Consider the following 20,762-nt stretch of genomic DNA (forward strand, 5'->3'; position numbering starts at 1 on the left):
TCTCACCTGATGCGCGGTCAGTTACACGTGTGACCTCTCATGCCGCCACGGAGACGATGCCTTTGAGGCTGGGGCCGTGTGTGGGTCACTGGTGGGGGTGGGGGGAGCGGGGGGAGTCGAGAGCGTCTATGAGGTGTGTGCCGTGGACGCTCACCCGTGGGTGCCTGATGCTGTTGGCCATCGAGCGACCATCTTCCTGGAGGAGACACAGTTCGTCCAGGGTGCCCTGGGGGAGGGGACCCGGTGCCTGTGCCCGCCGATCAGGGTGCTCGCGTGTGGAGTTGGCGGGAAAGCGTCCTGTTCGACTCCCTGCCTCATTCCCCCTCTTGACCTCGCTCCTCACTTCTGTATGGTCTAGACCAAGTCGCGGTAGGGGAAGCCGGAGTGCGCTCCGGTGTCAGTGCGCGACGGTATGCCGTCCGTACCCGCCCGTGACGTGAGATGTGCACTCGGTACGACCGACGTATCCCCCCACCAAGGAGAGCGCATGAAGAGCAGAAGGACACTGGCTGTGGTCCTGGGAGTGTGTGTCGCTCCTCTCCTGACCGTGAGCCTGTCCGCCGGTACGGCGCAGGCCCACGGATACATCTCCTCGCCGCCGAGCCGTCAGGCACAGTGCGCGGCCGGTACCGTCTCCTGCGGTGCGATCAAGTACGAACCGCAGAGCGTCGAGGGCCCCAAGGGGCTGCGCAACTGTCACGGCAACAACGCGGCCTTCGCCGAACTGAGCAATGACTCCAAGGGCTGGACCGTCACCCCCGTCAGCCGTACCACCAGCTTCAACTGGCGTCTGACGGCCCGGCATGCCACCAGCACCTGGCAGTACTACATCGGCGGAACCAAGATCGCGGAGTTCAACGACGGCGGTGCGCAGCCAGGAGCGACCGTCACCCACCAGGTGAACTTCGGCGGGTTCACGGGTAAGCAGAAGGTCCTGGCGGTCTGGAACATCGCGGACACGGCGAACGCGTTCTACGCCTGCGTGGACGTCAACATCCGCTAGCCACCGCAGCTCGGAGGCGGTGCCGAACGGGATGTTTGGGGGCGCGTGCGCCGGTGGGACGTACGGGGTTCAGCGACCCCGGGACCCTCCGGCGTACGCGCCCGTGACACCTACTGGAGCGCGGTGACGATGGCGTTCAGGTCGGACGCCTCCAGCTTGGACACCTTCGGTGTGAAGACGTCGACCCAGGCCAGCGAGCACTGAGCGGGGTCCGCGGCGCCGGTCCACACGGTTCCTATGATCACGCCGTTCTGGTTGATGACCGGCCCCCCGGAGTCACCCGCGCAGGTCAGTGCCCCTTGCCCCTGGACATTGAAGTAGGTGGCCGGGGTCTCGTTGATGATGGTGAAGTTGCCCTGCCGGAGGCTCATGTTCTCCGAGGGGTCGGTGATCCCGTATCCGTCGGCACGGACCTGGGTGCCGTTCCCGTAGTGCGTGTTCGTGTCGTAGGGGAACGGCAGGGACCCGTTCACGAACTGCGTGAGCTGGAAGACGACCGAGTCGGTCAGCTGGTTGCCGATGGTGACCCGCATGAACTGGCTGACGCCGTACAGGGTGCCCTGGCCGGGCTGGTTCCCTCCGTTGTACACGCGTAACTCGTCCGGGGTGGTGACCAGTTGGCCCGCCGGGTCGGTGAGACAGTGCCACGCGGTGAGGACGAGCCTGGTGCTGCGTGCCGACGGGTTGGTGCTGATCAGTGAGCCGGAGCAGATGCCGCCCGAGTGCGGATCGTCGTTGATGACGGACACCATGCCGCCCGCCTGGGTCTGCCAGTCGAGCGGTTGGCCGCCCGCCATGGCGGAGGCCGGTGTCTGGAGGCCGAGAAGCCCGAGGGCGGAAGCGGCCAGGACGGACAGGAGTCCGGTGACCGCCTTCCTCGTGCGCAGCCGTACGCCCATGGTGATTCCCTTCGTGATCGTGGCGCGGGCACGGCGGCACTCCGGGTCCGTCGTGCGCGCGTTTCCGTGGGCCGTCGTGCGCCCGAGCCGCGTCGATCCGGCCGGGTGGCGTTCCCCGTCCGGGCGTGTGCCACGGACACCCGCTCGGTGCGCTGCCGCCGGCCCGAACACCGTAGGTACGGCTGACGTGACACATCCAGAGTTCTTCCGGCCACCACGCCGGACGGGGCTCGACTCCCGCTGTGGAGAGCCTGGTGTGACGGAAATCCGTCGGTCCGGGTCGGCCGGCCCAAGGGGGCCGCAGGGTGATCGGATCGTTGCCGTAGCGTCTGCGACCACAGCGTTCACCGCGCGGTCGGACAACCAGTCGGCAGGGTCGGCCTCGGACCTGCTCGCGCCCTCGTGCGCAGGGTCCAGGCGGCAAGGGCGAGGACGGGTTCGAAGATGGCCAAGACGGTGTGGAGAGCGGTGGTGGCCGGTGGTACAGGCGGTGCGGATGCCCGAGCGGGCCGCGGTCCCGTTACCGCCACCTTCCTGACCACCGGCGCACCCCGGCCGGAGCGGATGGCAGACTGCCATGGTTGTCCATGGTCATCGACGGCCGCAGGACGGACTGGAGAAGGGGCAGGGATGAGCGCGAACACCCGTAGCGCCGGTGGGGCATGGCGGACGGTCACGGCGGCGGCGGTGGCCGTGGTCACCCTCCTGGGCACGGCGGCCTGCGGCGGTGACGAGGACGCCGCCGACGCCGAGCCCGTCCGCGGGCTCTCGGGCGCGCTCGCGGGCATCCCCCAGGACCGGGCCGAGAACGTGTTCACCTACTGGGACGTGTCCCAGCTCCGTCCCCTGATCAAGGGCGACCAGGAGCTGTACGGCCCCGCGCTGTCCTCCCTCGGCATAGCCGAGTTGGAGGACATCCGGTACGAGGAGGAGCTGACGGCTCGCGAGGTGTTCGGGTTCGACGAGACGCAGGTCGAGACCGCCGTGCACATCGACGGGGACTCCGCCCGGCTGACCGGACGCTTCGACGTCTCCGCCGTCACCGACGCGATGAAGAAGAACGGGTGGACCGAGTCGAAGACCGACGGCGGAGCGTTGTTCGCCAGCGGCGAGTCCAAGGTCGCCGTGTCCTCCACCGTCCGTTCCAGGACCTTCGTCAAGGACGTCGTGCCGCCGCCGCTCGCCGCGCCCGAGAAGTCCCTCCTCGCAGATCCGGCCTACCGGGCGGTCGCCGACTGCGTCGGCGACGGCACCTACTTCGCCTTCTTCCACATCAAGAACTACGACACCCACCTGCCCGGACTCACCCTCTTCGCCGTCGGCGGCCACGCCGCGGACGACGGCACCTCGCGGGAACGGCTGTGCGCGCTGACCGAGTCGCCGGAGGGCGCCCGTACCGTCGCCGACGCCCTGCGGACGGAGACCGCCGCCGGGGAACGGTACGCCGGAGCATCGGTCGAGGTCGGCGACGGCCCCACTCCCATGGTGACGATGGAGTGGGCGAACAGCATGGCCTCCGGCCTCAAGCCCGGCGGCCACGCTCAGACCCAGCAACTCTCCAACGTGCTCAGCCCGCTCGGCTGAACCGGGTCGACGGAAGCCTCACCGGTCAGGTGTTGGGATAGGTGCTCCGGACGAGTGCCGTGTGGTCGGTGAAGCCGAGCCCTCCGTTGGGGTCGATGCAGGTTCCGTCGGGGCGGCACGGGGCGATCGTGGACTTGACGGCCCAGAGCGCGGCGTTGCTCTGGGCCGGAGCGGAGAGGGTGTCGGTGATGGTGCCCGAGACCATGACGTCGACCTCGGTGGTGGTGGAGTAGCCGAGTTGTTTGGAGACGGTGGAGGACATCGAGAACTGCCCGCCCGCCGAGAATCCGGCGGAGCCGTCGGACGACGCCTCGATGGAGACGTCGACACCGACCTGGTAGCCGACGGTGACTCCGTAGCTGGCGGAGTAGGTCTGGCTCTGGCTGTCGCTGACGCCGACCGTGACCGAGACCTCCTGCGGGGTCGACGGGTCGGCACCGGTCTGGTTGTTGATGAACTTGACCAGGGTGTAGTCGGTGTAGTGCTTGAGGGTGTAGAAGGCGTTCCCTGCGACGTGCTGGTCCACTGTCAGTTCGGTGTCCTTGATGGCTCCGAAGGGGACGACTACCGAGTAGTCGTTGACCGGGGTGGTGTTGTCCGGGGGGACGTCGAAACTCGTGAGACTGGGCGGCGGAGGCGGGTCGCTCACCTTGATCTGCGGGACCGGCACCATGAGGACCGTGGGCGCGGGGCTGGAGGGCGGTGAGTCGCTGGTGCCGCCGGTGCTGATGAAACCGGTGATGCTGAACAGGGCGTGGTCGGCGGCCTGGGAGAAGGTCTGCCCGTCGAGGTTGGCGGTGACCGACCAGAACGATTCATCCGCCGGCCGTGAACCGGCGCCGTCCGTGTCCCACAGTTTGGGGCCGTAGCTGCCCTGGTGGGTGTAGTCGGCGCGGACACAGGCGAAGCTGTTCCACGGGGGCTTGGAGCTGTCCGGGGCGAACCAGTCGTCGTAGTTGCCGGTGAAGATGTCCCCCAGGGCGACATAGCCGTCCGGAGCGACGGGGCGGTACGCGCTGCCGTACATGGAGGCGCCGGTGTGCTCGTCGTACCACATGCGGTTCCAGCTGGTCGGAGGCTTGAGGACGCCCGTGTTGCCGTGGTCCTTGGCGATCAGTCCGACGCGGTAGCCATTGGGGTCGCCGCTGTAGTCCGAGACCGGCCAGGACATCCCGCCCAGCCAGCACCAGCCCCCCTCGTCCTGCGCCCACTGCGGCAGTACCGGATGCCAGAAGCGACCGTACATGGAGGCGCCGCTGCCGTCGTCCTGGTAGTCCAGGGAGAACTGGTCGGTGAACGCGATACGCAGTTCGCCGTAGTCGTACCAGTACGTCTGCGACGCGGGGGAACCAGCCTGGGGTGACGACATGCCGTCTCTCCTTCGCACATGAGCGCGGACCCCGGCGAGCGGCCGGGAGGGCGGTATGCCTCATGGTCGTGGGCCCGGACGTCGTTGGGTAAGGGAGCGAAATCGCCAACCGCACATGCCCCTGGGAAAGGCCGGGACCCGTGTTGACGGGCCCCGGCCGGACTGCTTCCCGCCGGTCAGAACCTCAGGGACGCGGCCACCGGGAGGTGGTCGCTGCCGGTCGCGGGCAGGGTGTGCGCCGACGCAGGGACCAGGCCACGGGCCAGGACATGGTCGATCCGGGCCAGGGGGAACGCGGCGGGCCAGCTGAAGCCGAACCCGGCCCCCGCCGCCTCCTGCGCGGACGTCATCCCGCGCAGCAGGGGAGCCAGCGCCCGGTCGTCCATGGTGCCGTTGAGGTCACCGAGGAGGAGGGCGCGCGGCGAAGGGTCCCGGGCGATGACGTCGGCCAGCCGCCGCGCGGCGTCGTCACGGCGGGCGGTGGCGAACCCCGCCCACGGGGACAGACGCACCGAGGCGAGATGAGCCACGTACACCCTGACCGGGCCCTCGGGTGTGATGAGGGTGGCGCGCAGGGCGCGGGGCCACGGCATGATGTCGAGGGCTTCGGCGCCGCTCATCGCGTACGTGCTCCACAGGCCGACCCCGCCCTGGAGGGTGTGGTGCCGGTAGCGGGCGGGCAGCGCCCGCGCGAACGTGTCCCATGTCTCGGGGGCCAGTTCCTGGACGGCGATCACCTGGGCGCCGCTCGCCGCGAGCGCGCGGGCCGTGCCCGCCGGGTCGGGGTTGCCCTCACCGACGTTGTGGGTGACCACCGTCAGCTCACCGCCCGTACCCCGCTTGTCGGCGAACGTCCCCGCGTACAGGGTCACCCAGATCAGCGCCGGGACGAGCACTCCGGCTACGGCGAGCGCGGAGCGGCGCAGCAGCGCGCACAGGAGGAGGGGCGGGAGGGCCAGGGCCGACCAGGGCAGGAAGGTCTGGGCGAGGCTGCCGAGGTTCCCGGGGGTGTCGGGCAGCAGGGGGTGGGTGAGCAGGGCCGCCGCGCAGAGGACGCCCAGTCCCGTGGTCCGTCGCCCGCGGCGCGGGTCGGTCCAGCGGCGGGGGCCGGCCGGGCGGGGGTCGGTGGGTGCGGGGCGTTCCGCCGTGACCGTCATCGCCGGGCTCCCCGCTGTGCGGCGGCGACCAGGCGCTCCGTCACGTCGAAGGCGCGCTGGAGGCCCTGGGCGGGGTTGGTGTCCGGGGCCTGGTGGAGCACGACTCCGAGGATCAGCCCCTTCCCCGTGCGGTCGTCCACGGCCCCCGCGTCCTCGCCGGTCGCCGTCGCCGCCCACATCAACGCGCCGCCCGCCGGGGTGCTCGAACCTGTCTTGACGCCGACGACGCCGTTCGTCCCCAGGAGCCGGTTGGTGTTGGCGATCGTCCCCACGCCCTGCCCCACGGTCACCTCACGCGTGCCGACGATCTCCCGGAACACCGGGTCCCGCATGACCGCGCGCGCCAGCCGCAGCTGATCGTCGGAGGTGCTCGTGGTCGTGGGCTCGATCCCGCTCGCACCGGTGTAGGTGGTGCGGGTCATCCCGAGGTCGGCCGCCGCGCGGTTCATCTTCGCGGTGAACGCGGCCTCACCGCCCGCGTCCCAGCGGGCCAGCAGCCGGGCGATGTTGTTCCCGGACGGCAGCAGCAGCATCTCCAGCAACTGCCGCTGACTGAAGCGCTGCCCCGCGTGCACGATCACGGTCGACTCCGAGCCGGAGAACGACTCGTCCTGGGCCCGCCGGTCCACCGTGACCAGCGGCCCCGACTCGCCCTCCGCCAGCGGACGCCCGCTGAGGATCACATGCGCGGTCATGACCTTGGCGACGCTGGCGATCGGCACGGGGCGCTGCGCCCCGCTGCTCCCGGAACGCCCGCTCACCGTGTCGACGACACTCGCCTGACCCTCCTCGGGCCAGGGCAGCGACAGCGCGTCATGTGACTTCGCCGACGGGGGCGTCGTCGCCGCGGTGGCGTCCGGTCCCGTGTGGCTGCTGACGACCCAGCCGCCCAGCAGGGTCAGCATCAGGGCCGTCACCGCACCCCACACGACGAGTGTCCGTGCCGAGGGCGGGCGACGGCCGGTGGACGGGCTGGGGCTGTGCTGGACACGCATGGGCTGCCTCCGGGAACGAGCGCGCGGAACCGCACGCACCCCTCACCCTGCGCGGACGGAATCTCCGGACCCCGCAGACGACCCATCGGCCACCGCTCAGGAATGTGTCCGCCGTGTATCACCCGGCAGCCGCAGGACGGCGACCGCCCCGCCGTCCGCCGCGTTGGCCAGGTCCAGCGTCGCCCCGATGACCCCGGCGTGACCGAGGGCGATGGTCAGCCCCAGCCCGTGCCCGTGGCCACGCTCGGGCGCCCCGGTCCGGAACCGCTGCGGCCCCTCGGCCAGCAGCACCTCGGGAAAACCGGGCCCGTGGTCGCGTACGACGACGGTCCCGCCGTCCACCCGGACCTCGACGGGCGCCCGGCCATGGCGATGGGCGTTGATCACCAGGTTGGCGATGATCCGGTCCAGGCGGCGCGGGTCGGTCGAGATCCGCCGGTCGTCCACGACGACCGTATGCGTCGGCTGCCCGGTCCTGGCCACCGCCGCCTCGACGACGCTGCCCACCGGGACGGGCCGCGCGTCGGCCGCCTCCGCGCCCGCGTCGAGCCGGGAGATCTCCAGCAGGTCCTCGACCAGCGCGCGCAGCACGCCCACCCGGTCCCGTACGAGATCGGTGGCCCGGCTCTCGGGGAGGAGGTCGGCGGAGGTGACCAGACCCATCAGCGGTGTCCGCAGCTCATGGGCCACGTCCGCGGTGAACCGCTGCTCGGTCAGCAGCCGCCGCTGAAGGGCGTGGGCCATCGAGTCGACGGCTCCGGCGATCTCCGTGATCTCGTCGCCCCGCCGGTCACCCGCTCCGGTCCGGGCATCGAGGTCGCCGTCGGCGATCCGGCGGGCGGTGCGGGCGACCTTGCGCAGCCGCCGGTTGAGGAGCGCGGTGACGACGAGGGAGAGCGGGACGATCACCAGGAGGGTCGCCGCCGACACCTTCACCATGGTCCGGTCGAAGGCGGCCAGATTCATCCGCTCGCTGCCCATGTGCATCTTGACGGCGAGCACCTCGCCGTCCACGGACCGCGCGGCCCACATCCAGGGGTCCTCGGGGCTGCGGGTGTCGTACCAGACGGCCGGATCACCGGGCCCCTCGACCTGCTCGATCAGCTCGGACGGCAGCTCCGCCGGGTCCCACACCGTGCCCTGCGGGGGTGTGCCCACGGCCCGGTACTCCGCCACGGCCGACGCGAGCGCCTCCACCGCACGGCTGGCGCCCTCCCGCTGATGCCGGTCGGCGGTCGCGTTGTGCACGAGAAGACCGACGGCCAGAGCCACGGCGCAGGACGCGGTGACCACCAGCGTGGCGATCTGCCAGCGCAGGGATCTCCAGTTCCACAGGCTCCGCCACAGCCTGGCGGCCCGCTTCCGGGTGTCCACCGTGCTCAGCGCCGCAGCTTGTAGCCGAAGCCGCGGACGGTCTCGACCCGGTCCGCGCCGATCTTCCTGCGCAGCCGCTGCACACACAGGTCCACGACCCGGCTGTCGCCGTCCCAGCCGTAGTCCCACACATTGCGCAGCAGGGTCTGCCGGTCCAGGACGATCCCGGGATGCGCCGCGAACTCCAGCAGCAGCCGCAGCTCGGTCGGCGCCAGAGCGATCCGCTCCCCGCTCCGGAACACTTCGAGTCCCCGGGTGTCGACGGTCAGGTCCCCGAAGGTGAGGTGGTCCTCACTGGCGGCGTCGGCAGCCGCCTGCCGCTCACCCTCGACCGGACCGGGGGCGGGTGTGAAGGTGGCGCGGCGCAGCAGGGCGCGAATCCGGGCCACCAGTACCGGCATGTCGACGGGCTTGACCACATAGTCGTCGGCGCCCGCCTCCAGACCGGATACGACATCCAGGGCGTCACCGCGCGCCGACATCATCAGCACCGGTGCCTGACTGGTCTCCCGTACCTTGCGGCACAGCCCGATGCCGTCCAGCTCGGGCAGCATCACGTCCAGCAGCAGCAGGTCGGGAGTGTGCTCGCGGAAGTGCTCCAGCCCGGTGAGGCCGTCGGCGGCGGCCCGGACGCGGTAGCCGTAGCGCTCCAGCGCCATGGTGACGGAGGTACGGATCACTTCGTCGTCCTCCACCAGCAGCAGCGCCGGGGCGTCCCCGGCCCCGGCGGCGCCTTCCGCTTCCGCGTTCACTGTGTCCCCTCCAGGTGTCTGAGCTGCACACCTTAGCTTCGCGCGCCCGCGGTGGCCCTGACCGGGTCGTGATGATGAGGCAGGAGAGCACGACTGACCTGCGCCGACAGGACACGCCGCCCTGGCGGGCGGTCACCCTGCGGGTGCCCGTACCGGCTCAATCGGTCCAGGGCGAACCCCACCAAGTGAACGCAATCGGCGCCGGGGGACGTCGACCACGGTAGACCGGCCGCCCGATCGGTCGGCACGGACGAGAGGACGATCATGACGGGCCACAGCGCGCTCACCCGGGACGAACTCGCCGCCGACGAGCTGCGCGCGGTGGCCGGCGGCATCGGCGACCCGGACTGGGACGAAGCGATGTCACCCGACGTGCCCACGACCCGCACCACGTACGACCCCGTCCTGCACGCCCTGTACGAGGAGCGCGTCGGCGCGGACGGGCGCGTGGTGAGCACCACGTATCTGGAGTACGCGGACTATTTCTAGGCTGGCGTTGTCACTACGGAGAACGTGTGTGTGATCCGTGGGCACGGGGAACGCTGGGGCACTTCCCAGGTGAGGAGGCGCATCGGTTCCCGCCGGGGTCTCCGCGTCACTACGGCCGTGGCGTGCGCCGCCCGGCTCACCCCGCGCCCTCCCGGTGTTCACCAGCGCGGTACCGGAGGCGACGGGTCGTCCGTGTCGAGGGGGGGTCTCATCGGGCCCGGGGGGCGGTTGAGGGCCTCGCGTGCCCGGCGTGCGTGGAGGTCGGTCCGGCGTGAGGCGACGAGTAGGTGTCTGCCGCGCTCGACCAGCCGGACGAGCGGGCCCGTGATGCGTCTCATGGTGATTCTCCAGAGGGGTGAGGTGATGATCCGGGGGCTGGCTGAGGGACGCTCGGGCGTCGTCGGTCGAAGTGCCGGAGTGGTGGTGGAGGACCCGGCGCCGTGCACCGGGCTCCCGTGCCGGCGGCATCGCTGAGGAGCCGTCCCCGGCGTCCGTGGGGCTCCATGTGGTCTGGTCCACCGTGCCGAAAATCGATCTTCTGTCCGAGACGGTATGGGATTCTCCGGTAAGCGACTGGACAATGCCCGCACGTACGAGTGCGGGCGGGGTCATCCAGGTGATAGGGGGAGCCGGGTGGGCGGCACGGGCGAGGGCGGCCAACTGCCGGAAATGCGCGAGACGACCGGGCGGTCCGTACCGGTGACCCGGTTGTCCGAGGAAGCCGTGCGGCTGTTCCGCTGGGTGAGCGACCGGGGTCCCTGCGACGCGCGGACGCTGGCCACCACACTGGGTCTGTCCGAGACGCGTACGGCGTCGGCGCTGGCGCGGCTGACCGAACTGCTGCTGGTCCGGCCGCTGCCCGAGGACCCTGACCTGGTCGTGGCGGTGGCGCCGGAGGCCGCCATAGCCGCCCTGGTCGCGCCGACCGAGGCGGGGCTGCGAAGACAGCTCGCCGAGATCGAGCAACTCCGCGGGGAACTGGCGCTGCTGACGCCCCTCTATACCGAGGCGCAGCGCCGTCGGCAGGGCCGTCCACCGCTCACCGAGGTGACGGATCTGGACACCGTCATCGGGATGATCACCGACGCGACCGTCCGCTGCCGGCACGATGTGCGCACCTGCCATCCCGGCGGCGGACGCTCCCCGAGCCTGCTCGAACAGGCATACGTCCGCGACCGGGACATGCTCCGCCGAGGCGTGCGGATGCGCACCCTGTACCAGCACACCGCCCGCTACCACCTGCCGACCCAGGAGTACGCCCGGCGGATGACCGACGAGGGGGCCGAGATCCGGACATTGAGCGAACTGTTCGGACGGATGATCGCTTTTGACGGGGAGACGGTGTTCATCCCCCATCAGGGCGACCCCGACGCGGCCATCGTCATCCACGAGCCGTCCACCGTGGCGTATCTGTGCGCGACCTTCGACCACGCCTGGTCGCTCGCCGAGCCCTACCAGCCCGCCTGGACGGAGAGTTCGGCGCGCGAGGAGGTGAAGCAGGCCATCGTGCGGCTGCTCGCGGAAGGTATGAAGGACGAGATGGTGGCCCGTCGGCTGGGCATGTCGCTGCGCACCTGCCGCAAGCACATCGCCGAGATCATGGAACAACTCGGCGCGGCCAGCCGGTTCCAGGCCGGGTACCTGGCCCGCGTGCAGTCCTCCGGTCCGGCCGCCACCGCGCCCGCGGGGGGCGGCCGGGAGCCGGAGTGGGGTGCGGGGGGCGACTAGCACGGCCGCTCCGCCGTCGCCGCCCGGCGGGCTAGCACGGCGGCTCCAGTGCCGGTGCCTCGGTGCCGCGGCCGGGCGGTGGCTGCGCGGCGGACGCCTGTTCGCGGGCGAACAGCAGCGTCAGCCAAGGGAGTTCGTAGCGGGAGGCGTCGTGGTCGTCCGCCGTGTGGGCGGTCACCTCGGGTGCGCTGGGCGGGGCCAGGACGCCGGTGTCGATGAGATGCTCCACCGCCCGCTGGGCCTCCCGGGGGGACAGGCCCAGCGCGTGGGCGGCGTCGGGCAGACGGAACGCGGGGCCGGGCAGCACCGCCAGGTCGCGCAGGGTGTCGCGGGCGGGGGAGGGCAGCCGGATCCAGGCGTCACGCAGGCGGGCGCGGACCCCATGGCCGCCGGACGCGAGTTCGTCCAGCGCCTCACCGGGGTGTTCGAGCCGGTCCGCGTACTGGCCCAGCGGCATGTGACGCAGGACCGACAGCCGGTTCCCGGCCGCGCGCAGGGCGAACGGCAGCAGCCCGGTCGCGGTCACGATCCGCAGCGCGGCCTCCCGGTCCGCGGCGGGACGGGTCCGGCCGATGATGCTGCCCAGCAGATGCAGCGCCTCCTCGGGCGTCAGGGGCGGCAGTTCGGTGCGGTGCGCCGGTTCCAGCCAGGACAGCCGGGTGCGGGAGGTCACCAGGACGGCCGCGGTACCCGACGGCGGCAGCAGCGGGCTCAGGGTTCCCGCGTCGGTCGCGTCGTCCAGGAGCAGCAGGACCCGGCGGCCCGGCAGCCAGGAGCGCCAGACGGCGGCGGCCTCCTCCCGGTCGGCGGGCAGCCGCTCGGCGCAGCCCAGTGAGCGGGCCAGCTCCGCCAGCACCGACGACCAGGGGCGGGGGGCACCGTCCTCGGCGCGCAGCCGGGTCAGGACCACGCCGTCGGGATAGCGCGCGGCGTACCGGTGCGCGAGGTGCACGGCCAGCGCCGTCTTGCCGACCCCGGCCGGTCCGCTCAGCAGCACCGGGGGGCCGTCCTCCCGGGCGAGCAGCGACGCCAGGGCGTCCCGTTCCTTCTCACGGCCGGTGAAGTCGGCCAGGTCGGGCGGGAGCAGACGGACCGCCACCGGGCCACGGGGCGGCCTCGCCGGGGACACCTCGTCCAGCAGCGAGCGGTACAGGCGCTGGAGCGCCGCGCCGGGTTCCATGCCCAGCTCGCGGGAGAGCTGCTGGCGGCAGTCGTCGTAGACGGCCAGGGCCTCCGAGCGGCGGCCCACCCGGTGCAGCGCGGTGAGCTGGGCGGCGCGCAGCCGTTCACGCAGCGGGTGGCGGCTGACCATCTCGCCCACCGTGTCGGCGACGGGCGCCGGCTCGCCGGACTCCAGCTGGGCCTCCGCCCAGGACTCGTACACCGCGAGCCGGCGGGTGTGGAGCCGGTCGACGGCGGAGCGCAGCAGCTCGGCGTGGGCGGCGAGGTCGCTGAGGGGGTCGTGCCGCCACAGGTCGAGGGCCTGCCGGTACAGCCCGGCGGCGCGGCTCGGGGCGCCGGTGCGGGCCTCGGCGTCCCCGGCGCGGGCGAGTTCCTCGAAGCGCAGGGTGTCGCATTCGGCGGGGGTCAGGCGCAGGACGTAGCCGCCGGGGCCGTGGTCCAGCCTGCCCAGGTCGCCGGGGTCGAGGACGCGGCGCAGGGTCGACGCGTAGACCTGGAGGTTCTTGCGGGCGGTGCGGGGCGGGTCGTCCGGCCAGACGGCGTCGGTCAGTTCGGCGAAGGAGACCGGCGCGTTGGGGCGGGTGAGCAGGGCGGCGAGGACGAGGCGCTGCTTGAGCGGGCCGAGGGCCAGCGGGAGAGTGCCGCGGTGGGCCAGCAGGGGGCCGAGGAGGGAGAGGCGGAGCGGGGCGGCGGGGCGCCTTCCGGTGTCCCGGATGCCGTTCTCATGGATGCCGTTCTCGTCGATGCTGTTCTCGCCGATGGTGCTCTCAGCGATGCCGGTCCTACGTCTGTGGCTCTCACCGATGCCGCTCCGGTGTATGTCGCTTTCATCGACGCCCGGTTTGCGTACGTCGGTCTCACCGATGCCGCTCCGGCGTATGTCGCTTTCATCGACGCCCGGTTTGCGTACGTCGGTCTCAGCGACGCTGCTCCGGCGTATGTCGCTTTCATCGACGCCCGGCCTACGTACGCCGCTCTCATCGACGCCGCTCCGGCGTATGTCGCTCTCATCGAACTCGTTCTCACCGATACCGTTCTCACTGTCGCCGTTCCCGCCGTCGTGGTCGTTCGCGCCCTTCAGATCCGGGGGAAATCCCAGCGGGGATCTGTCGGTCAGAGTGTCGGACATTTCTCTTCAGCCCTTTCCCCAGCCCGTGTCGTCGGAGTTGGGGGAAAGGGCGGGAATTCTGTGCACGAGAGCCTCCGTGAGGGGGGTGGGGAGAATCTGCGAGCCTTCTCGATAACCAGAGGGGATTCCGCGCGGAATTCCTTTGAGTTCGCTCAGCATGCCCAGCCGTGCGGGGCGGGGCCATGGCCTCATGGATGGATCAAGATGCATGCAGCAACGCACCCGGCGGGAGAAAAGCCGCAAAAGCGGGTGAAAGTGAGCTAACGGTATGCCGGTGGCGAATGCCGCGGGGTTTCCGCCCGTCCCCTGCCGGTGCCCTACCGATCCTCAACCGGATGGCAACCACATGCGAACCGGCGCGCCGCAGCCTGGCACCGCATGTCCCGGGGAGCGGCGGAGGTGACCAGATGAGGCTGGCGGAGATCATCGGGCTGCGGCCGGTACCGGCCGCCGGACTGTTCGTCACCCTCACCAGACGCTGCCCGCTCAGCTGCGCCCACTGCTCCACCTCGTCAGGACCCCGGGGAGAGGACGCCCCGGCCCAGGACCTGCGCCGTTTCATCGCGGGCTTCACCGGCCGGGACCGCCCCGACGTCCTCATGCTCACCGGCGGTGAACCGTTGCTGCGGCCGGCCCTGACCGGGGAGCTGGCCGGGCTCGCCCGCGCGGCGGGCACTCGGACCTCGGTGCTGAGCGGCATGTTCTTCGCCCGAGGCGGAGAGGTGCCCCCGCAGATCATGCGGGCGCTGCGGAACGTCGACCATTTCTCCGCGAGTATCGACGCCTTCCACGAGCGGGAAGTTCCGCGCGCCGCGACGTTTCGCGCGGTTCATCGCATCATGGACAGCGGAATCGACGTGAGTTTTCATGTCGTCGGTGATACGCCCGGCGATCCGTATATCGAGGACGTCACCGGCGCCATTCGGACCGAATTCCGGGACCAGGCGGCCATGTTGGTCAACCATGTCCGCCCGGTGGGCCGCGCGGCGGGGTGGGCGGGCGCGCGGACCGCTCTGCGAGGAAACGGCGGCGAAGGAAACGGCGGCGAAGGAAACGGCGGCGAAGGGAGCGGTGGCGAAGGGAGCGGCGGCCAAGGACGCCCGACCCCCTGTGCGATGGCCGCCTGGCCCGTCGTCGCCTTCGACGGGACCGTCGTCGCCTGCTGCAACCAGCGTGTGGTCGACGCCCGCCCCGTCCCGGACCATCTGCGCCTCGGACACATCGCCGCGGACGACTGGCCCTCGATCCGGCGCCGCTGCCACGAGTCGCCGGTGCTGCGCACCATCCGTACCGCCGGTGTCGGCTCCTGCGCCGACTGCCGTCACCTCGCCCGGCGCCCCGCGGCACTGGCGGCGGCCCGGCGCGACGGGGAACGGCCCGCGGCCGGTGCCGTCGACGCGCTCGCTGCCCGGCTCCAGCGGGAGGCGGGCGCCGAAGCCCTCGTCCAGCGCTACGGCAGCGCGCGCCACGCGCCCTTGGTGCTGCTCGGACGCCCCCGGGACGGGGACGGGGACGGGGACGGCGGGGAAGAGGTATGCGCGTGACCTCCTCGGCCGCCGCCGGACTGCGGCTCGAACTCTCCCTCGTCCAGCCCGTGCTGTGGGGCGCCGCGGCGGGCATGTGGCGCTCGGACAGCGGGCTCAGCGACCGCTACCGGCGCTATCTGCGCACCATGCACCAGGTGATCCGGGCCTCCGTGCCGCTGATGGAACGGGCCGCGCAGCGGTGCGAGGCCCTGCCCGGCGACCCCGTGGCCGTCCCCCTCGCCCGCTATCTGCGCGCCCACGCCGAGGAGGAGCGCGGGCACGACGACTGGCTGCTCGCCGACGCCGCCGTGACGGGGATGCCGCCCGGCGAACTGACCCGCCCCGGCCCTCCGGCGCATGTCGCCGCGCTGGTGGGGGCCCAGTACTACTGGATCGAGCACGGCCACCCGGTGGCCCTGCTGGGCTATATCGCCGTGCTGGAGGGCAACGCCCCCGCACCGGGGCTCGCCGACCGGCTGGCACACGAGACCGGACTGCCGCGCACCGCCTTCGACACCGTGCGCCTGCACGCCGGTCTCGACGGCGGCCACAGCGGGGACCTCGACCGGCTGCTGGACGAACTGCCGCTGGACGACGCCCAGCGCACGGCGGTCTCCGTCAGCGCGCTCTACACCGTCGCCGCGCTCGCCGAACTGTTCGACCGCATCGCCGAGGCACCCGCCGCACCGCACAGCCCGTCAGGAGAGCCCCGATGAATGACCACCCGCACGGCCACGACCCCCTGCGCGCCCTGGAGGACGCCGGGTTCCCGCTGCACAGCCTGTCCCCCGAGCAGCGGGAGGTGCTGCACGCCCTCAGCGGCGAGGAGCTGACCCTGCTGCTCGGCCTGAAGGAACGGCTGGACGCGGCCGAACCCGAGGTGCAGGCGCACAGCGAGATCGCGGGCGGAGCGCTGTTCTGATGTCCGCGCCCGCACCGGTGAGGTGCCCCCGGTGCCCCGATCCGCCCCCCGACGGCTCGGCCTTCTGCCCCCGCTGCGGCACCGCCTGCGTACCCGCCGCCGACACCGCCGCGACCGAGGAACGCCGGGTCGTCACCGTCCTGTTCTGCGACCTGGTCGGCTCCACCGCCCTGTCCGGCAGACTCGACCCCGAGACCCTGCGCACGGTCACCCTGCGCTACTTCGCGCTGATGCGGGCCCGGATCGAGGAACACGGCGGCACCGTCGAGAAGTTCATCGGCGACGCCGTGATGGCGGTGTTCGGCATCCCCGCCCGGCACGAGGACGACGCCCGCCGGGCCCTGGCCGCCGCCCACGGGATGCTGACCGCCCTCGACGGCCTCAACACCGACCTGGAACGGGAGCACGGCGTCCGGCTGGCCGTCCGCATCGGGGTGAACACCGGCGAGGTCGTCGCCGCCGTCGACCCGGCCGCCCGCCAGACCCTGGTCTCCGGCGAGGTCGTCAACATCGCCGCCCGCCTGGAGCAGCACGCGGGCGCCGGTGAGGTGCTCGCCGGACCGGCCACCGTGGACGCCGCCGGTCCGTCCGTCGTCACCGAGCCCGCCGGTGCCCTGTCCCTCAAGGGCGTCCAGGCGCCGCTGCCCGCCCGCCGCCTGGTCGCCCTGCACGAGGACGACCCCGAGCGGGTCCGCCGCTTCGACACCCCCTTCATCGGCCGCGGCCCCGAACTGGCCGAACTACGGCTGCTGACCCGCAAACTGGCCGCCGACCCCGCCTCACACCTGGTCACCGTCTACGGCGAGGCCGGACTCGGCAAGACCCGGCTGCTGCGCGAATGGCTGCGGGACTGCCCGGCGTACGGCGAGGGCCGCTGCCGTCCCTACGGCGAGAGCGGCACCCTCGCACCGCTCGCCGAGGCGGTACGCCATGTGCTGGCCGCCGTCGGGGCGGACGCCGGGCTCGACGCGCTGCCGGAGCCCGAACGGACCGAGGCACGGCAGGCGCTGCGTCTGCTGCGGGCGGGGCTCCTCAAGGACGGCACCCCCAGCCCCTCCACCGACGACACCGTCATGGCCCTGGCCGGTCTCCTGGACGGGCTGTCCCGCGAGCGGCCCCTCGTCCTCGTCCTGGACGACTGCCACTGGGCCGCCGAACCACTGCTCGACATGGTGGCGCGGCTGCTGGACGAACTCGACCGCTCACCCGTCGCCCTGGTGTGCGCCGCCCGCCCCGAACTCCTGGAGAGCCGCCCCGGCTGGGGCAGCGGACGGATGCGCTCCGCGTCCCTGATGCTGGCACCGCTGTCCCGCGCGGAGTCCGCCGCGCTGGCCGGTGAACTGGTCGAGGTGACCGCCCACCGAGAGGACGTGCTCGACGGGGTGCTGGACCGGGCCGAGGGCAATCCGCTGTTCCTGGAACATCTGACGGCGATGGCCGCCGAGGGCGACGACCTGCCGCCCACCGTGCACGCCCTGCTCGGCGCCCGCATCGACGCGCTCCCGCCCCGGGAACGCACCCTGCTGCAACTGGCCGCGGTCCTGGGACGCGAGTTCCACCGCGCCGACCTCGCCGGACTCGCCACCACCGGGGAGGCCGCCGACCCCGCGTCACACGCCCCGGCCGCGGACGGCGCCGGAGCCTCCGCCGGACTGCTGCGCGGGCTCGCCCGGCGACGGCTCATCGAGGCCGGGGGCCGCACCCTGGGCGCCAGCGCCGTCTTCCGGTTCGGCAGCGCGCTGGTGCAGGAGACCGCCTACCGGGGGATGGCCAAGAAGGTCCGTGCCCGGCGCCATCAGCGCGCCGCCGAGGTCCTCGCCCGGCACACCGCGAACGACGCCGCCGTCGGCACCCACCTCGCCCGCGCCCACGGGCTCCGTGCCGAACTGGGCCTGCGCGACGAGGACACCGACGCGCTGCGCGCCCGCGCCGCCCTCCTCCTCACCCGGGCCGGCACCGCCGCCCTGGCCCGCTCCGACCTGCCCTGGGCCGACGATCTGCTCACCCAGGCCCTCGCCCTGGCCGCGCCCGGCGAACCCGCCGCCGTGGAGGCCGCCCGCCGCCTCGGCGAGACCAAGGTCGCCCGCGGCGAACCCCAGCGCGGACGCGACCTCCTCGCCGACGCCCGCGACACGGCGGCACGGACCGGCGACCACCTCGGCGCCGCCCACGCCCAACTCGCCCTCACCGCCCTCGACCCCCGGCACGGCGACGTCGCCGCTGTCGCCGAGACCGCCCTCCCGCTGTTCACCGCGGCCCACGACGACCAGGGCATCGCCCGCGCCTGCGTCCGGATCGCCCAGGACCGCCAGCGGCGCGGCCGGCACGGCGAGGCCGGGACCCTGCTGCGCCGGGCCCTGCACCACGCCGACCGCGCCGAGGCCGAACCCGAACGGGCCCTCGCGCTCGGCGCCGCGGGCATCTCCCTGTGGCGCGGACCCACCCCCGTCGGCGAGGCACTCGCCCGCTGCGAGCAACTCCTCACCGACCACGGCGCCGGACGGCCCACCGTACGGGCCACACTGGGCTGCCCGCTGGCCGTCCTGCTCGCCCTGCACGGCCGCCACGACGAGGCACACGCACGCCTCACGGAGGCCGCACGGCTCGCCCGCAGCCTCGGCTACGCGGAGAGCGCCCTGTTCGTCCCGCTGTTCGCCGCCGAGGTCGCGTCCCTCACCGGGACACCGGACCGCGCCCTCGACCTGCTGGACGAGGCCGCCCGCGCGGGCCACGCGCTCGGCGCCACCGGAGCGCTCCCCGGCATCGCCCGCGAACGGGCCCGCCTCCTCCTGGACCGGGGCGAACCGGCCGAGGCGCTCGCCCTGCCCGACCCGCGCGACACCGCACTGGGCCCCGCCGAGTCCGCCGACGCGGACGGGCTGCGCGCCCGCGCCCACGCCCTGATCGGACGGCCCGACACGGCACGGGCCTGTGCCGACCGGGCGTCCGCCGCCGCCGACGGCACGGACTCGCCCCTCGTCCGTGGCACCGCGGCCCTCGATCTCGCCCTCACCCTGCGCGCCCTGGACCTGCCCGGCGAAGCGGCGCGCGCGGCCCGCGCGGCACAGCGCTGCTTCGCCGCCAAAGGACACCGGCCGGGCACCGACCGCGCGGCGGCGCTCGCCGACGACAGCGACGCCGCCGAGCGGACGCGGGAAGGCAGGACCGGATGAAAGGCGCCACGGCGGGACTCACCTGGAGCCTGCGCGAGGGCACCCCCGCGGATCTCACGCACGACGCCGACACCGTGCCCGACCTGCCCGCCGACCCCTGGGCATGGTCCGACGGCACCGGCGTCCGGGTCTGCGTGGTCGACACCGGCGTGGAACACGGCCACCCCGTGGTCGGCCCGGTCCAGGGCTCCTACGAGGTGCGGCCCGCCGACGACGGGACCCTGTACGTCGCCGACAGCGGCCCGCTCCCCGATGGCACCGGCGACGGCTGCGGCCACGGCACCGCCTGCGCCGGGATCGTCCGGCGCGTGGCACCGGGCTGCGACCTGTACAGCGTCCGGGTGCTCGGCGAGGGCTTCACCGGAAGCGGCGACGCCCTGCTCACCGGGTTGCGCTGGGCCGTCGACCAGGGCTTCGACGTCGTCAACCTCAGTCTCTCCACCACCCGCCCGCAGTTCCTCGACGCCCTGCGCGCCCTGGCCGACCAGGCGTTCTTCACCGGCACCACCCTGGTGGCCTCGGCGCACAACACACCCGTGGAGAGCTTCCCGTGGCGGTTCTCGTCGGTCGTCTCGGTCGGTACGCACCGCGAGGACGACCCCGCCCTGTTTCTCTACAACCCCCGGCCCCCCGTGGAGTTCTTCGCGCCCGGACAGAACGTCCAGGTCGCCTGGACGGGCGGCAGGACCATCCGGACCACCGGCAACAGCTTCGCCACACCGTTCGTCAGCGGCCTGTGCGCACGGCTGCTCGGCAGCCGCCCCAGGCTCACACCGTTCCAGATCAAGCACGCGCTGTATCTCTCCGCGGCGAACGTCCGCATCGGCGCCACAGGAACCCGAGGTGCATCATGACCCAGTCCCACGGCCTCGTCCCCGCCGCAGACACGGGCCCCGGCACCCGGGGCGGCAGCGCCGAGCACGACCTGCTCCAGTCCGTCGTGGAGACGGCACGCGCCATCTTCGGCGCGGCGGCGAGTTCCGTGCTGCTCCACGACCAGGACGCCGGGGAACTGGTCTTCCAAGCGGTGTCCGGGGAGGGGGAGGAGTCCCTCGTGGGGTCCCGGTTCCCGGCCGGCAAGGGACTCGCCGGGTGGGTGCTGGTCTCCGGGGAACCGATGGTCGCGGACGACCTCAGGGAGCAGGGCATGTTCGCCCGGGACGTCGCCGAGTCCACCGGGTACGTGCCGGACGCGCTCATGGCGGCCCCGCTCGCCCACCGCGACCGGGTCCTCGGCGTGCTGGAGGTCCTCGACCCCGTCGCCCAGTCCCGCTCCAGCCTCTCCGAGCTCGACCTGCTCGCCCTGTTCGCCCGGCAGGCGGCGGCGGCCCTCGCCGTCGTCACCGAACGCCGCCGCGAGGAGCCGTCGGCGGCGGTCCGGGCCCGCAGCCTGGAACTCGTCGCCGCGCTGCGGGACGTCCTGCTCGACGAGGAGACCCACCGGGCGCCGTCCCAGGGGTGAGACGCGGGAGCCAGGCGA

17 protein-coding genes are annotated in these 20,762 nt (G+C 72.7%); 10 read left to right on the plus strand and 7 right to left on the minus strand.

What is annotated here, in order from left to right; genetic code table 11:
• Positions 1-487: 487 nt before the first annotated feature.
• Positions 488-1,003 carry a lytic polysaccharide monooxygenase auxiliary activity family 9 protein gene (locus AB0D49_RS20815; protein WP_362759208.1) on the plus strand — a complete coding sequence of 172 codons (516 nt, stop codon included), beginning with the start codon at positions 488-490 and terminating at the stop codon, positions 1,001-1,003.
• A 110-nt stretch (positions 1,004-1,113) separates the two neighbouring features.
• Here the strand turns inward: AB0D49_RS20815 and AB0D49_RS20820 are convergent, their stop codons facing one another.
• Positions 1,114-1,902 carry a trypsin-like serine protease gene (locus AB0D49_RS20820; RefSeq protein ID WP_362759210.1) on the minus strand — a complete coding sequence of 263 codons (789 nt, stop codon included), beginning with the start codon at positions 1,900-1,902 and terminating at the stop codon, positions 1,114-1,116.
• A gap of 630 nt (positions 1,903-2,532) precedes the next feature.
• On the opposite strand from AB0D49_RS20820, the gene AB0D49_RS20825 reads away from it, so the two are divergent.
• Positions 2,533-3,486: a hypothetical protein gene (locus tag AB0D49_RS20825; protein WP_362759212.1), complete on the plus strand. Its 954-nt coding sequence runs from the start codon at positions 2,533-2,535 to the stop codon at positions 3,484-3,486.
• Positions 3,487-3,511: 25 nt separating this feature from the next.
• On the opposite strand, the gene AB0D49_RS20830 is transcribed toward AB0D49_RS20825, so the two are convergent.
• The 5 genes from AB0D49_RS20830 to cseB all read right to left on the minus strand — a co-directional run bounded on the left by AB0D49_RS20830 (position 3,512) and on the right by cseB (position 9,133).
• Positions 3,512-4,855, minus strand: coding sequence for a Vps62-related protein (locus tag AB0D49_RS20830; RefSeq protein ID WP_362759214.1), 1,344 nt, complete (start codon positions 4,853-4,855; stop codon positions 3,512-3,514).
• Positions 4,856-5,031: 176 nt separating this feature from the next.
• Positions 5,032-6,012 (minus strand): endonuclease/exonuclease/phosphatase family protein, encoded by a 981-nt coding sequence (locus AB0D49_RS20835; protein WP_362759216.1) that lies wholly within the window; start codon positions 6,010-6,012, stop codon positions 5,032-5,034.
• Complete coding sequence (locus AB0D49_RS20840; RefSeq protein ID WP_362759218.1) at positions 6,009-7,007, minus strand: D-alanyl-D-alanine carboxypeptidase; 999 nt, start codon at positions 7,005-7,007, stop codon at positions 6,009-6,011. Before AB0D49_RS20840 ends, AB0D49_RS20835 begins: the two co-directional genes overlap by 4 nt.
• Before the next feature lie 96 nt (positions 7,008-7,103).
• The gene (locus AB0D49_RS20845) at positions 7,104-8,381 is read right to left on the minus strand and encodes a HAMP domain-containing sensor histidine kinase (RefSeq protein WP_362759220.1); all 1,278 of its coding nucleotides are present in this window, start codon (positions 8,379-8,381) and stop codon (positions 7,104-7,106) included.
• Positions 8,382-8,386: 5 nt separating this feature from the next.
• Positions 8,387-9,133, minus strand: a complete 747-nt coding sequence (cseB, locus tag AB0D49_RS20850; protein ID WP_362759222.1) for a two-component system response regulator CseB — start codon at positions 9,131-9,133, stop codon at positions 8,387-8,389.
• Positions 9,134-9,397: 264 nt separating this feature from the next.
• Here cseB and AB0D49_RS20855 point away from each other — a divergent pair, with 264 nt between their 5' ends.
• Entirely contained in the window at positions 9,398-9,622 is a 225-nt protein-coding gene (locus AB0D49_RS20855; RefSeq protein ID WP_362759223.1) for a hypothetical protein, read from the plus strand.
• 669 nt (positions 9,623-10,291) lie between these two features.
• Positions 10,292-11,350 (plus strand): LuxR C-terminal-related transcriptional regulator, encoded by a 1,059-nt coding sequence (locus AB0D49_RS20860; RefSeq protein ID WP_362759225.1) that lies wholly within the window; start codon positions 10,292-10,294, stop codon positions 11,348-11,350.
• A gap of 31 nt (positions 11,351-11,381) precedes the next feature.
• Here AB0D49_RS20860 and AB0D49_RS20865 read toward each other — a convergent pair whose 3' ends face one another.
• Complete coding sequence (locus AB0D49_RS20865; RefSeq protein ID WP_362759227.1) at positions 11,382-13,661, minus strand: BTAD domain-containing putative transcriptional regulator; 2,280 nt, start codon at positions 13,659-13,661, stop codon at positions 11,382-11,384.
• Positions 13,662-14,068: 407 nt separating this feature from the next.
• On the opposite strand from AB0D49_RS20865, the gene AB0D49_RS20870 reads away from it, so the two are divergent.
• The 6 genes from AB0D49_RS20870 to AB0D49_RS20895 are packed head-to-tail and all read left to right on the plus strand — an operon-like array spanning position 14,069 to position 20,744.
• Complete coding sequence (locus tag AB0D49_RS20870; protein WP_362759229.1) at positions 14,069-15,205, plus strand: radical SAM protein; 1,137 nt, start codon at positions 14,069-14,071, stop codon at positions 15,203-15,205.
• Positions 15,196-15,903: an iron-containing redox enzyme family protein gene (locus AB0D49_RS20875; RefSeq protein WP_362759231.1), complete on the plus strand. Its 708-nt coding sequence runs from the start codon at positions 15,196-15,198 to the stop codon at positions 15,901-15,903. Before AB0D49_RS20870 ends, AB0D49_RS20875 begins: the two co-directional genes overlap by 10 nt.
• The gene (locus AB0D49_RS20880; protein WP_362759233.1) at positions 15,900-16,109 is read left to right on the plus strand and encodes an aroma-sacti cluster domain-containing protein; all 210 of its coding nucleotides are present in this window, start codon (positions 15,900-15,902) and stop codon (positions 16,107-16,109) included. Before AB0D49_RS20875 ends, AB0D49_RS20880 begins: the two co-directional genes overlap by 4 nt.
• Positions 16,109-19,282: an adenylate/guanylate cyclase domain-containing protein gene (locus AB0D49_RS20885; RefSeq protein ID WP_362759235.1), complete on the plus strand. Its 3,174-nt coding sequence runs from the start codon at positions 16,109-16,111 to the stop codon at positions 19,280-19,282. The genes AB0D49_RS20880 and AB0D49_RS20885 overlap by 1 nt, the downstream gene beginning before the upstream one ends.
• A complete protein-coding gene (locus AB0D49_RS20890; RefSeq protein ID WP_362759237.1) occupies positions 19,279-20,136 on the plus strand; it encodes a S8 family serine peptidase in 858 nt (285 codons plus the stop codon). Before AB0D49_RS20885 ends, AB0D49_RS20890 begins: the two co-directional genes overlap by 4 nt.
• Entirely contained in the window at positions 20,133-20,744 is a 612-nt protein-coding gene (locus AB0D49_RS20895; RefSeq protein WP_362759239.1) for a GAF domain-containing protein, read from the plus strand. Before AB0D49_RS20890 ends, AB0D49_RS20895 begins: the two co-directional genes overlap by 4 nt.
• Positions 20,745-20,762: the final 18 nt, after the last annotated feature.

Origin of the sequence: Streptomyces sp. NPDC048290, assembly GCF_040652095.1 — a bacterium.
Taxonomy (GTDB): domain Bacteria; phylum Actinomycetota; class Actinomycetes; order Streptomycetales; family Streptomycetaceae; genus Streptomyces.

Coding starts and splice junctions, on each gene's coding strand:
- AB0D49_RS20815 (WP_362759208.1), top strand. CDS start 488: ATGAAGAGCAGAAGGACACTGGCTGTGGTCCTGGGAGTGTGTGTCGCT.
- AB0D49_RS20820 (WP_362759210.1), bottom strand. CDS start 1,902: ATGGGCGTACGGCTGCGCACGAGGAAGGCGGTCACCGGACTCCTGTCC.
- AB0D49_RS20825 (WP_362759212.1), top strand. CDS start 2,533: ATGAGCGCGAACACCCGTAGCGCCGGTGGGGCATGGCGGACGGTCACG.
- AB0D49_RS20830 (WP_362759214.1), bottom strand. CDS start 4,855: ATGTCGTCACCCCAGGCTGGTTCCCCCGCGTCGCAGACGTACTGGTAC.
- AB0D49_RS20835 (WP_362759216.1), bottom strand. CDS start 6,012: ATGACGGTCACGGCGGAACGCCCCGCACCCACCGACCCCCGCCCGGCC.
- AB0D49_RS20840 (WP_362759218.1), bottom strand. CDS start 7,007: ATGCGTGTCCAGCACAGCCCCAGCCCGTCCACCGGCCGTCGCCCGCCC.
- AB0D49_RS20855 (WP_362759223.1), top strand. CDS start 9,398: ATGACGGGCCACAGCGCGCTCACCCGGGACGAACTCGCCGCCGACGAG.
- AB0D49_RS20860 (WP_362759225.1), top strand. CDS start 10,292: ATGCGCGAGACGACCGGGCGGTCCGTACCGGTGACCCGGTTGTCCGAG.
- AB0D49_RS20865 (WP_362759227.1), bottom strand. CDS start 13,661: ATGTCCGACACTCTGACCGACAGATCCCCGCTGGGATTTCCCCCGGAT.
- AB0D49_RS20870 (WP_362759229.1), top strand. CDS start 14,069: ATGAGGCTGGCGGAGATCATCGGGCTGCGGCCGGTACCGGCCGCCGGA.
- AB0D49_RS20875 (WP_362759231.1), top strand. CDS start 15,196: ATGCGCGTGACCTCCTCGGCCGCCGCCGGACTGCGGCTCGAACTCTCC.
- AB0D49_RS20880 (WP_362759233.1), top strand. CDS start 15,900: ATGAATGACCACCCGCACGGCCACGACCCCCTGCGCGCCCTGGAGGAC.
- AB0D49_RS20885 (WP_362759235.1), top strand. CDS start 16,109: ATGTCCGCGCCCGCACCGGTGAGGTGCCCCCGGTGCCCCGATCCGCCC.
- AB0D49_RS20890 (WP_362759237.1), top strand. CDS start 19,279: ATGAAAGGCGCCACGGCGGGACTCACCTGGAGCCTGCGCGAGGGCACC.
- AB0D49_RS20895 (WP_362759239.1), top strand. CDS start 20,133: ATGACCCAGTCCCACGGCCTCGTCCCCGCCGCAGACACGGGCCCCGGC.